This window comes from Alteromonas sp. DY56-G5 (assembly GCF_041414725.1).
Classification (GTDB): domain Bacteria; phylum Pseudomonadota; class Gammaproteobacteria; order Enterobacterales; family Alteromonadaceae; genus Alteromonas; species Alteromonas macleodii.
In genome coordinates, this window is the sequence record NZ_JANHZQ010000005.1 from 15,747 (window position 1) to 26,789 (window position 11,043).

General features: G+C 46.0%; 11 protein-coding genes. 6 read left to right on the top strand and 5 right to left on the bottom strand.

The window, feature by feature from the left end:
* Positions 1-88: 88 nt before the first annotated feature.
* The 4 genes from NO989_RS03465 to hemC form a co-directional block, all read right to left on the bottom strand.
* On the bottom strand, positions 89-1,264 hold the full coding sequence (locus NO989_RS03465; RefSeq protein ID WP_371342037.1) for a heme biosynthesis HemY N-terminal domain-containing protein: 1,176 nt from the start codon (positions 1,262-1,264) through the stop codon (positions 89-91).
* Positions 1,261-2,433 (bottom strand): uroporphyrinogen-III C-methyltransferase, encoded by a 1,173-nt coding sequence (locus NO989_RS03470; protein ID WP_371342038.1) that lies wholly within the window; start codon positions 2,431-2,433, stop codon positions 1,261-1,263. Before NO989_RS03470 ends, NO989_RS03465 begins: the two co-directional genes overlap by 4 nt.
* Positions 2,434-3,165, bottom strand: coding sequence for a uroporphyrinogen-III synthase (locus tag NO989_RS03475; RefSeq protein WP_131137854.1), 732 nt, complete (start codon positions 3,163-3,165; stop codon positions 2,434-2,436).
* Between the two features lie 63 nt (positions 3,166-3,228).
* The gene (hemC, locus tag NO989_RS03480) at positions 3,229-4,167 is read right to left on the bottom strand and encodes a hydroxymethylbilane synthase (protein WP_014947801.1); all 939 of its coding nucleotides are present in this window, start codon (positions 4,165-4,167) and stop codon (positions 3,229-3,231) included.
* Positions 4,168-4,363: 196 nt separating this feature from the next.
* On the opposite strand from hemC, the gene NO989_RS03485 reads away from it, so the two are divergent.
* The gene (locus NO989_RS03485; RefSeq protein ID WP_371342039.1) at positions 4,364-5,425 is read left to right on the top strand and encodes a GGDEF domain-containing protein; all 1,062 of its coding nucleotides are present in this window, start codon (positions 4,364-4,366) and stop codon (positions 5,423-5,425) included.
* 194 nt (positions 5,426-5,619) lie between these two features.
* On the opposite strand, the gene NO989_RS03490 is transcribed toward NO989_RS03485, so the two are convergent.
* Positions 5,620-6,291: an alpha/beta hydrolase gene (locus NO989_RS03490; protein ID WP_371342040.1), complete on the bottom strand. Its 672-nt coding sequence runs from the start codon at positions 6,289-6,291 to the stop codon at positions 5,620-5,622.
* Positions 6,292-6,497: 206 nt separating this feature from the next.
* Here NO989_RS03490 and gmk point away from each other — a divergent pair, with 206 nt between their 5' ends.
* The 5 genes from gmk (at position 6,498) to trmH (ending at position 10,957) form a co-directional block, all read left to right on the top strand.
* Entirely contained in the window at positions 6,498-7,139 is a 642-nt protein-coding gene (gene gmk / locus NO989_RS03495; protein ID WP_014947804.1) for a guanylate kinase, read from the top strand.
* Between the two features lie 169 nt (positions 7,140-7,308).
* Positions 7,309-7,581, top strand: coding sequence for a DNA-directed RNA polymerase subunit omega (gene rpoZ, locus NO989_RS03500; protein WP_014947805.1), 273 nt, complete (start codon positions 7,309-7,311; stop codon positions 7,579-7,581).
* Positions 7,582-7,723: 142 nt separating this feature from the next.
* Complete coding sequence (spoT, locus tag NO989_RS03505) at positions 7,724-9,835, top strand: bifunctional GTP diphosphokinase/guanosine-3',5'-bis pyrophosphate 3'-pyrophosphohydrolase (RefSeq protein ID WP_039226917.1); 2,112 nt, start codon at positions 7,724-7,726, stop codon at positions 9,833-9,835.
* A 24-nt stretch (positions 9,836-9,859) separates the two neighbouring features.
* Positions 9,860-10,246 carry a RidA family protein gene (locus NO989_RS03510; protein WP_014975316.1) on the top strand — a complete coding sequence of 129 codons (387 nt, stop codon included), beginning with the start codon at positions 9,860-9,862 and terminating at the stop codon, positions 10,244-10,246.
* Between the two features lie 3 nt (positions 10,247-10,249).
* Positions 10,250-10,957 (top strand): tRNA (guanosine(18)-2'-O)-methyltransferase TrmH, encoded by a 708-nt coding sequence (gene trmH / locus NO989_RS03515; RefSeq protein WP_014975317.1) that lies wholly within the window; start codon positions 10,250-10,252, stop codon positions 10,955-10,957.
* The last annotated feature ends 86 nt before the right edge of the window (positions 10,958-11,043 follow it).

The following is an 11,043-nucleotide window of genomic DNA, read 5'->3' on the forward strand; positions in this document are numbered from 1 at the left end:
AAACAACCCGAATTGAGAATTCCTTTTTACTATATCTTCAATTTTACGGGTAATACAAGTACTACCAGAAAGCTAAATGAATATTCATCTAGCTGGCTAGCTGCTGACCTTCCTTGTAAAGCTGAAGTGCAGTGGCTGTGTCGTGCTTGCGTTCGCTAATTGCAGACAGCAGCAATAAGTCTTCTTTGCGCGACTTCATTTTAGTGGCTTTAAGCAGGGCTTTTTCTGCCAACACATCATCGCCTGAGTTAAATGCAACTTGGCCTAGCGTGGAGTATAGCGACACGTTTTCTTCGTCTTGCTTTATCCAGCTTTCAAGCAGTCGTAGTGATGGCGATGCATCAGGAATATTAAGCTGCGTGAACAGCGGAAACAGGGCGCTATTCGGGCCACGCTTTTGCCATTCAACTAGCAAATTCTGTGCGTCGGCATGCATACCTTGGTCAAGTAACTGTTGAATGTAAGCCGCGCGGTAAGCATCGTCGTGACGAAGCTTACGAGGTAGGGTTTCCCAATACGATTTAAGCTCGACAGCGCCTTGTTTGCTGGCAATTTCGGCAAACTTACCTTTGGCGATGCGCTGGCTCCATGTAGTGTAGTCTGCTTTGGGCAGTGCTTTACGCCAGCCTGACAAATTCTCCTGAAGTACTTGCCACTTACCTAACTTGGCAAGAATTTGCGCTTTCAACTGCACAACCTGCTTGTTCTCGCGCTCTTGCTCGTCAAGCTCGTTAAGTTTCTCTAGTGCCGCATCGTATTTTTCTTCAACCATATCAATACGCGCGTGCATGACCGTTGCGGCTACTTTCGCTTTTGGAAAGTCAGTTGCCTGAACAAGGAAATAACGGGCTTTGGCTAAATCGTTATTGGCAAAAGCAATTTGCGCTGACGCCAAATAGTTAACGCCTTCGAAATCGCCGTTGGTGGTTTTGCTTAGCGCCTTTTGAGCCGTATCAAAATCACCTGCAGCCATTGCGTGTAAGCCGTCGTAAAACGCACGCTTACGTTTGCGCTCACCTAAGGTGCCGAACCATTTATGTGAACCTGTGATCAGGCTTAACGCCCACAATACCAGTCGAGATAGTACGTACCAGGCAATGACGGCACCTATCACTAAAATACAAAAGCTAATCACCGTCATTTCAACAGCGGTGTTACCCAGTGATATTAGTACGTAGCCCTTATCGCCTAACAACATTGGGCCAACAATTAGTGCAACAACGAATGCGGCTAATACCGCAAGGGCAATAGCTAACCATTTCATAGTGCACTTGCTCCTTGTCCGAACACCTGCTTAACGCGGCTATCCAATAAACGCTCTAGCGGTTTTTGTGACGCTAGCTCTGTAGGTATTGGGCGCGATACATCGGTAGCAATGAGGTTTTGTAGTGCATCTACAAAACCCGTTACCTGGCTTTTTTCGGTGTCGAACTTTTCAATAATTAACGTTTGAGCGTATTGAAGCGACTGGTTGTAAAGCCCTGCATCGCCCTGAAGCGCGGCGGTTTGCGCGTGCATAAGCTGCAGACGAAGCTGCTCTTTTGCTAGGAACTGGGCTTCTAGTGAAAGCACCGGTTCAACCGGGCCCTCAATAGTTTTTATAGTAAGAAAATCGTTCACCAGTGAACGCCACACCTTTGCAAGGTTCTCTTGCCAGTCGTCAGCAGACTCCGATAAGGTTGTGTCTTCTGCATTGGCGTCTTGTGGTTTTTCAAAGGTATCAAGTGGTAGCTTATCTATTTGCGCTATCATGCCTGTAAGCGCAAGGGCTACGGAGCTTTGTGATACAGGGTTAAGCTGTTGAAGTGTTTGAATGTCTTCAGCAAGGTTTGCGCGAACCGGAAGTACCGATGGGTCGGCCAACGACTTTAAGCGTTTATCTGCGTTAACTAGCAGCAAAATTGCTGTGCGTACGTCGTTTTCTAACCAAAGCTTTCTGCCTGCCATGCGAACTAAGTAATCAGCTTCAGCAATGAGCCAGTCTGCCGGGCGGCGACCTTCCATATTGTTTAGTTGTTCAAGCGTCGATTCAGCTTGCAGCGTCAGCTTTTCGTTTTGCGCTTTTAACTCGGCTACCGTGCTTTCTAACGTCTGGTTGGTGCGAGCTACTTTGTCGATAGAGGCAACAAGACCAGCGCGCTCACGCTCAATAGTGTTTAGCTGAGAGGTCGTCGTTTGAAGTGCAGATTCAGAGTCCTTGCTTGCCGACTGTTGCTGCATGTAATACCAGTAACCTGCGCCAGCCATACCAAGCACAATAAGGAAAAGGATGATTACAACAAACCACAGTAGACCATTTCCCGACGATTTCTTTTTAGCAGCCCCCGACGATGTTGATTCACTGTGCGTGGCAGAAGATTCGATAACGTCTTTTTCAGCTTCCACTTTCACGAGTTCCTCTTTTTGTGGGCTACTTTCATTGTTGTTGGCCATTCAATACTCCCAGTTATCCTTTACCCAGGCGATGAGTGCCTGATCGGTGGCTCGCTGACAAACCGCTACCTCTTTAATGCCTTGGCTAGTGAGGGTTTTGGCAATTCGGTCGCTCACTGTTAACCATTTAATTGATTTAAGTGCTTGGCCAAATTGCGCAATTAGTTGCAGTGCCATTGCTTCGCTTGTAGCGATAATGCCGCTAACTTCGCCCATTTTCCACCGTTTTGTGTAAATTGGGCTTGTAAGTTGCTCTCTTTTATAAACGCAAAAGCTATTCACTAAAATACCTTTTTCGTCTAATCCAGTGGCTATGGCGTCGCGCCCACCTTCACCCTTAATGATAACGACATGCTGACAGTTTGCCTCATTAAGTTGGTGCATTGCCAGTATACCTTCGGATGTATGGGCTTCGGGAATAGCAACCTGCGTCGATGAAAACGCCTGAAGTCCCGCTTGTAATTTTCGTGCAGTGGCATCGCCCACAGCTATGATCAATGGTAAGTCGTTAGCCGTTTCGCGTAAGCCTTCAATAACGGTGTCTACAGCATATACGCTGGTAACAACAATTGCGTTTACTGCATTTGACGCTAAAAATTCTGCAGCAGCTTTTCTTTCAGACGAAATATCAATGATGTTAGACGTGGCAACGCCTACCGCGTCAATTCCGGCTTTTTCAAAGGCAGAAGCGCTTGCTTTTAACTTTGGCAGTGGGCGTGTAAACAGCAACATACTATCGAATTTTCATCCTTTTATTTTACTGCGTAAACCTGCACGCATTCGACAAACTATAACTTAGTTATAAAGCGCCTTTAAGATTTCACCGGCACCTTGCTCAAGAAGGGATTCCGCAACTTCAACACCAATATCTGCGGCTTTTTCTCGCGACGCTGTAGCAGAAGCAAAGAGCAGTTCTGAACCATCTGGCTTACCAACCATACCGGTTAGTGTCAGCACATCTCCATCAAGCGTGGCAAAGCTACCAATAGGTACTTGGCAGCCGCCTTCCAATCTCTCGTTCATGGCGCGTTCCGCAGTAACGCGCGTATTGGTGTCCGTATGGTTCAGCGCCTGTAGCAACTTAATTAGCTCTTCATCGTCGTTACGGCACTCAATACCTACGGCACCTTGTCCAACGGCGGGTAGTGAAATATCAGCGGGTAACGGCATGCGAATACGAGATTCCATTTCAAGGCGAATAAGGCCAGCAGAAGCTAAGATAATAGCGTCGTACTCACCTGCGTCTAGCTTGGCTAGGCGAGTATTCACGTTTCCGCGCAGGTCCTTGATAATAAGGTCAGGGCGATACTTGCGAATTTGGCACTGCCTGCGAAGGCTAGACGTACCTACTACTGCGCCTTGGGGTAGGGCATCTAAACTGTCGTGGTTATTTGAAACAAAGGCGTCGAACGGGTTTTCTCGCTCACAAATAGCGTGAAGGCCAAAACCTTCAGGAAATTCGACCGGTACGTCTTTCATAGAGTGCACGGCAATATCGGCACGGCCTTCAAGCATGGCAATTTCAAGCTCTTTTATGAAAAGTCCTTTACCACCAATTTTCGCCAGAGGTGTATCTAAAATTTTGTCGCCCTGCGTGCTCATAGGCACAAGCTCAACGGTCATTGACGGATAATGCTCCAACAATTTTGCCTTCACATACTCTGCTTGCCAAAGCGCTAAAGCACTTTTTCTAGTAGCAATTCGAACGGTGCGGGTAGTGTTGAGGTGACTCATGGCTATTCCAAACTATATAAAAAGAAACTAAAACGATGTATCACATAACGTCATACGATATACCCCGTAGTATACGCATTTTCTGTATTAATGTTTGAAATTAGGCGCAGTTTTCTCCTTGGTTATTATTGAACATTCAGTCTATGCTGAAAGGAATAATGGTTAATTAGTTTTAAATGCGGAGATAAGTCTTTTTATGGACAGTTCGTCGTTGCGTCAATTACTTAGAAGTGCTCAGCAAGATGAAGCGGAAGCAAAACGAAGGCGCTTAACGCTATATTTCATATCTTATGTTGGTGGCACCATTATGGCGTTTATGGCGTGGATCAACATGGGTACAAACAACCCATTGCTCGTTGGAACGCTGGCGGGGTCAGCCGCTTTTGTGTACGCCAATGTGGCGTTATCCCATATGTTTCCTCGCGTCGATGTCTTCTATTATCTAGCAGGTTTAGTGGTAGCATTTACCATAAACGGCTTGGTTTATACCGGCGGGCTCAATAACACTGGGCTTTATTTTATTTTTCCCCTGCTTTTTATTCAGATAGTTGTTGTGCGTTTTAAGCCCGCCATGGTTTACGTGGCAGTAACTCTGGGTATCGCTATTTTTATGCTCTACAACCAAGAAAAAATAGTAGCTGAGTACCCAGCGGAGCACGTCTCCCGTTTCTTAATCGCTACGTTCTGTTTCATTTGCGTCGCCTTTATAGGTGAAAATTTCTGGCATCAAAGCAGAAAAGAAATGCTGCGTGAAAATTTAGAGCGCATGCGTCAGGCTAATACCGATCCGCTTACAAAACTTCCTAACCGGCGATTCCTTGAAGCTGTTTTTTTTGAACGCGCAATGCAAGATCCCGGTGCTCATTTCCCATTAAGTGCGGTGGTGGTAGATATTGACCATTTCAAAACTATCAACGATACCTATGGCCACGATATTGGTGACGAAGTGCTTATACATATCACTCGCCTAATGAAAGAAGCAGTAAGAACTACTGACGTGGTGGCAAGAACCGGTGGTGAAGAGTTTTTGGTTCTATTCCCTCATGCGACGTTGAGCCAAGCGGTAAAATTAGCGGAAAAAATGAGGAAGGTGATTGAAGCTAATCCGTTTGTAGAGGGTGATGTTAATCACTCCATAACCGCAAGCTTTGGTGTAGCCACAGCGCTTACTGATACAAACTTGCACGCTTGTTTGAAGCAGGCCGATGACAATCTTTACAAAGCTAAAAATGCGGGGCGCAACAGAGTCGTCGAATAGTTTTGGATTAAAAGTGAAATAAAGAAGAGACGGAAGGCGCGACTTTTCAATCGATAGACGTGTACCCACTTACGCTAAGAAGAAAGCTGGCTTTTGTTGCTTCACCAGCTTTCTCTTTTGTTTAAATACCAGAGGCTGTTGATCTTTATTATATGAACGTAATTTGCCGCAAGAACCAACAGGCTCTTAAGGCATTACCCTAGAACTTTTTGAAGCCAAGCACTTATGTCGTTAAGCTCTTGCATACAAACATTGTGCTGCATGGTGTAAGTCTGCCACGTGGCATTAAAGCCACTTTCGCTCAACGTTTTAAACGCAGCATTGCCCATAAATACCGGCACCACTTCGTCTTGCTCACCATGTGCCATCATAATTGGCGTTTCACGGTTTATATCGTTTGCTTCGCTTCCAAGAAGTGATGGCTCGCACATGTAGGTAGATAGAGCGATAACACCTGCAAATTTATTGGCATATCTAGGAGCTAAGTGCAGAGCAATAACACCGCCCTGAGAAAATCCTGCAAGTACAATACGTTCGCTAGGAATGCCACTTTCAATTTGTGCTTCGATAAGCGCTTCTACCTGAGCAGCCGACTCTTTTACACCCTCTAAGTCCGCACGGCTTTCAAAATCTAACGATTTGATATCGTACCAAGCGCGCATTCTCATGCCGCCATTGATAGTCACAGGGCGTTCTGGAGCGTGAGGAAAGAGAAATTTAACCGCCATTGATTCGGGCAGTTTTAGCTCGGGCACAATAGGCGCAAAACCATGGCCTGAATCGCCAAGACCGTGAAGCCAGATAACGCAGGCATCAGGCGTAGTGGATGGGTTTATCTCTACGCACGGCAGAAGTTGCTGAGTCATGCTTTATTTCCTAGTTTTGGGGTCAGAGTACATTTAGGGCCAGAAAAGTACTCTGACCCCATTAATTTTTGCTGTGGTAACCCATCGGCATAAGCCTGGTAAAGTGATCCAAGTTTTCACTATGCAATGAAAGGTACGGCACAACCGCTTAATATGCTATCATTGCCACTTGAAATCACCACATTTTGAAAGAATTTTAATACCCTATGGCTTCACTACTCGGCAACTTATTCATTCTTGCAGCTCCTTCTGGAGCAGGAAAATCAAGCCTTATAAAGGCGCTAATGGAAAAGTATGAAAGCAATACAGCTACGCCAATGCAGGTGTCTGTATCTCATACAACACGTCAACCTCGTCCGGGTGAAGTCGACGGCGTGCACTACCATTTTGTGAGCCGAGAGCAGTTTGAAGCGCTGATTGAACAGGGTGTGTTTTTTGAATACGCAGAAGTATTTGGCAATTATTACGGCACATCCCGCGTGACGATTGAACAAACTTTGCACCGTGGTATTGACGTATTTTTAGATATCGATTGGCAGGGCGCGCGCCAAGTCAAAAAGCTTATGCCAGACACATGCGGTATTTTCATTCTTCCGCCTTCACTCGACGTGCTAGAGCAGCGTTTAAATAATCGCGGTCAAGACAGTGAAGAAGTCATTGCAGGGCGTATGGCACAAGCTGTAGCTGAAATGTCTCATTTCAATGAGTTCGATAGCGTAATTATTAACGACGACTTTGCGACTGCATTAAACGATTTGGAAGCCATCGTTACAGCACAGCGACTTCGCACGGGAAAACAACAAATGCGCCATCAAGTGCTATTGGACGAACTGCTCGGTAGCGCGTAAGCTTAACTTAACAATACGTGTTTTGTTTTAGCATCGAACGATCGCTGCATAAATTGCATGATCTGACTGCTTCAAATTCAAACAAAACGCTAGGATCGCGCTACGTATCTGTGTATACTACGCGGCCGTTTTTTGAATAACTTGCTCAACCTAATTTTCGGAGAAATACATGGCTCGCGTAACTGTAGAAGATGCCGTAGATAAAATTGGTAACCGCTTTGACCTAGTGCTTGTTGCTGCACGCCGTGCACGTCAAATTGCCACTGAAGGCAAAGATCCTATGGTTGACGTTCAAAACGATAAGCCAACTGTTACAGCACTTCGTGAAATTGAAGAAGGTTTAGTAACGGCTGCTACGCTTGAACAAGCAGAACTTCAAGCTCAAGAGCAGCAAGAACATGCTGAATTTGCATCAGTAGCAAACATCCTATCTGATCAATAAAACCTCTTTTTAACGGTTTTATCGGTATTTTAGCGCCAGTGCTTTGAAAAAAGCACTGGCGCTTTACTTTTGGCGTATTGGCTTCTTGCACAATTAAACGTATTCTTAGGGTTGTAACGTTAGATAAGGGTCACGCTTCACTGTGTATTTGTTTGAAGGTTTAAAGCAGAAAGTTTTAGAGTACTTACCAGCCGACCGCGTTCAGTTGGTACAAGAATCTTTTGTGCTTGCGCAAGAAGCGCATGACGGACAAATGCGTTCAAGCGGCGATCCGTACATTACTCACCCAGTTGCAGTTGCCGGTATTTTGGCTGACATGCACCTTGATCACGAAACGATCATGGCAGCACTCCTTCACGACGTTATTGAAGATACCCATTATAGCAAAGAAGACTTAGCCGAAGCTTTTGGCGATACCGTTGCTGAACTGGTAGAAGGGGTAAGTAAGCTAGATAAACTCGCGTTTAGCACTAAACAGGAAGCGCAGGCGGAGAACTTCCGTAAAATGATGATGGCCATGGTGCAAGACATCAGGGTTATTCTTATCAAGCTTGCTGATCGCACGCACAACATGCGCACACTCGGGTCATTACGACCGGACAAGCGCCGCCGCATTGCGCTAGAAACGCTAGAAATCTATGCGCCAATTGCCCACCGCTTGGGTATTCACGATATTAAAAATGAGCTTGAAGATTTAGGCTTTCAGGCCATGTATCCAATGCGCCATCGCGCACTAAAGTCTGCTGTGCGCCAGGCCCGCGGTAATCGTAAAGAGATTATCGAAAACATTCGCGAAGAGCTGAACACTCGTTTAGACGCCTACCAAATTGAGTCGAATGTATTGGGTCGCGAAAAACACTTGTATTCCATTTACCGCAAAATGAAAAACAAAGAACTTATGTTCAATGAGGTAATGGATATTTATGCGTTTCGCATCGTTGTTCAATCGGTAGATAACTGTTATCGCGCCCTTGGTGCTATGCATGGGCTGTACAAGCCTATTGAAAACCGTTTTAAAGATTATATCGCTATCCCTCGAACCAACGGCTATCAGTCGTTGCATACGTCATTAATTGGCCCGCACGGCATTCCTGTGGAAATTCAAATTCGAACCCAGGAAATGGACCAAATGGCAGACAAAGGGGTGGCGGCGCACTGGCTTTACAAAGAACCTGGCGATAATGGCACCACAGCACAGCTTCGAGCGCGCAAGTGGATGCAAAGCCTGCTTGAGCTTCAGCAGTCGGCCAGCTCATCCTTTGAATTCATCGAATCGGTAAAAACCGATTTGTTCCCTGATGAAATTTACGTATTTACACCAGACGGACGTATTATCGAGTTGCCAATGGGCGCAACCGCTGTTGACTTCGCTTATGCTGTGCATTCTGATGTGGGTAATACCTGCGTAGGTGTGCGCGTAGAGCGCAGAAACTTTAGCTTAAGTAAGCCGCTTGAAAACGGTCAAACCGTGGAAATTATTACCTCGCCGAAAGCGAAGCCAAATGCGAACTGGCTAAACTTTGTGGTGAGCGCTCGCGCGCGTACCCGTATTCGTCAGTATCTGCGTAAACAGCATTCTCAAGAAGCGGTGAACATGGGTAACCGTCTACTTCGCCATGCGTTAGGCAGCGTGAAATTAGACGATATTCCAAACGAAGATATCGAACGTGTGGTGGCCGAAACTAAGCATGCTAATTTTGACGATTTGCTAGTAGATATCGGGCTTGGTAACGAGCTAAGCGCAATTGTAGCGCGCCGTTTATTGGGTGAAAGCACAACAGACTTATCAGACAAGAAAGGTAATGTGGCTATTCGCGGCACTGAAGGCCTGCTTGTTCACTATTCACGTTGTTGCCATCCGATTCCAGACGATGAAATTGTAGCGGTATTGAGCCCCGGCCGCGGCATGACTATTCACCAAATTGGGTGTAATAATATTCGCAAGCTAACACGCGAAGAACCTCAACGCGTATTGCCCATGCAGTGGGACGACAACCCGCAAGGTGAATTTAAAGCCTCACTGCGTATAGAGTTGTTTAACCATCAGGGCACACTGGCAACTTTAACGAACACCATTTCAGGGTGCGATTCCAATATCATTGGTCTGCAAACTGAAGAGAAAGAGAGTAATATCTACTTTATTGACCTTGAACTTACCACGCACAACCGTGTGCACCTGGCTCGCGTAATGAAGAAAATACGTACCATGCCGGAAGTTCAAAGAGTGTCTCGTCATAGTCAATCACGACACTAATTACTACACTATTTAGGAACTACTATGTCTAAGTCTATTATTCAGACCGATAAGGCACCTGCTGCTATTGGTACGTACAGCCAAGCGGTTAAAGCAGGTACTACCGTTTATCTTTCAGGTCAAATTCCTCTTGTTGCTGAAACTATGGAAATGGTTTCTGACGACTTTGAAGCGCAAGCTGTACAAGTTTTTGAGAACATTAAAGCGGTGTGTGACGCTGCGGGCGGCACTACAAATGACTTAGTGAAGGTGAACATCTTCCTTATCGACCTAGGTCACTTTGCAACGGTTAATGAAATCATGAGCCGTTACTTCACGAAGCCTTACCCAGCACGCGCAGCCGTTCAGGTGTCTGCATTGCCTAAAGGTGCACAAATTGAAATTGATGGTGTAATGGAACTGCCGGAGTAAGCCATGTCACCTGAGCGTTACCAGCGCATAAGACAAGTGCTGGAAAGAAGGCAAACTGATCTTACGGTTTGCCTTGAAAATGTACACAAGCCGCATAACGTATCTGCAGTAGTGAGAACCTGTGATGCAGTGGGTATTCATCGCGTTCACACCGTGTGGGAAAAGAAATACCAGTTTCGTCGCGGCACCGCTATGGGAAGCCAACAATGGGTGCGTCAAACCAATCACGATAATATCAACGACGCGATGGCTGAATTAAAAGGCCAAGGTATGCAGGTGCTGGTAACCCACTTATCTGATACCGCTGTCGATTTTCGTGATATTGATTACACCAAGCCTACGGCTATTTTGTTTGGTCAAGAGAAATACGGTGCCTCTGATGAGGCGAAAGCCGTTGCCGATCACGACATTGTTATTCCTATGATGGGCATGGTGCAGTCGTTGAACGTATCGGTAGCCGCAGCGCTAGTACTTTACGAAGCCCAGCGCCAACGTACTATTGCAGGTATGTATAACACCCAGCAGTTACCAGAAGAAGAGTGCCAAGCATTGGCCTTTCAAAATGGTTACCCGCGTTTGTATAAACTTTGCCAACGCAAAGGTTTGCCTTTGCCTGCTATTAACGCCATTGGTGAAGTGGATGCCGACGATAGCTGGTGGAAAGAAATGCAGATCACAAAAGCAGAAGCAAACGCGCTAGAGGCCGACTAGGGCCTAACCTATTGGTAGCACTTTTAGTTTTGCTCGTACTTGTATAGGGGCCAGCGTAAAAAACTGGCCTAAAGCGTACTCGCCAA

What these genes read in the sequence shown, in the direction of transcription:
- NO989_RS03485 (WP_371342039.1), top strand. Translation starts at nt 4,364, where the DNA reads ATGGACAGTTCGTCGTTGCGTCAATTACTTAGAAGTGCTCAGCAAGAT.
- hemC (WP_014947801.1), bottom strand. Translation starts at nt 4,167, where the DNA reads ATGAGTCACCTCAACACTACCCGCACCGTTCGAATTGCTACTAGAAAA.
- trmH (WP_014975317.1), top strand. Translation starts at nt 10,250, where the DNA reads ATGTCACCTGAGCGTTACCAGCGCATAAGACAAGTGCTGGAAAGAAGG.
- NO989_RS03475 (WP_131137854.1), bottom strand. Translation starts at nt 3,165, where the DNA reads ATGTTGCTGTTTACACGCCCACTGCCAAAGTTAAAAGCAAGCGCTTCT.
- rpoZ (WP_014947805.1), top strand. Translation starts at nt 7,309, where the DNA reads ATGGCTCGCGTAACTGTAGAAGATGCCGTAGATAAAATTGGTAACCGC.
- NO989_RS03470 (WP_371342038.1), bottom strand. Translation starts at nt 2,433, where the DNA reads ATGGCCAACAACAATGAAAGTAGCCCACAAAAAGAGGAACTCGTGAAA.
- NO989_RS03465 (WP_371342037.1), bottom strand. Translation starts at nt 1,264, where the DNA reads ATGAAATGGTTAGCTATTGCCCTTGCGGTATTAGCCGCATTCGTTGTT.
- gmk (WP_014947804.1), top strand. Translation starts at nt 6,498, where the DNA reads ATGGCTTCACTACTCGGCAACTTATTCATTCTTGCAGCTCCTTCTGGA.
- NO989_RS03490 (WP_371342040.1), bottom strand. Translation starts at nt 6,291, where the DNA reads ATGACTCAGCAACTTCTGCCGTGCGTAGAGATAAACCCATCCACTACG.
- NO989_RS03510 (WP_014975316.1), top strand. Translation starts at nt 9,860, where the DNA reads ATGTCTAAGTCTATTATTCAGACCGATAAGGCACCTGCTGCTATTGGT.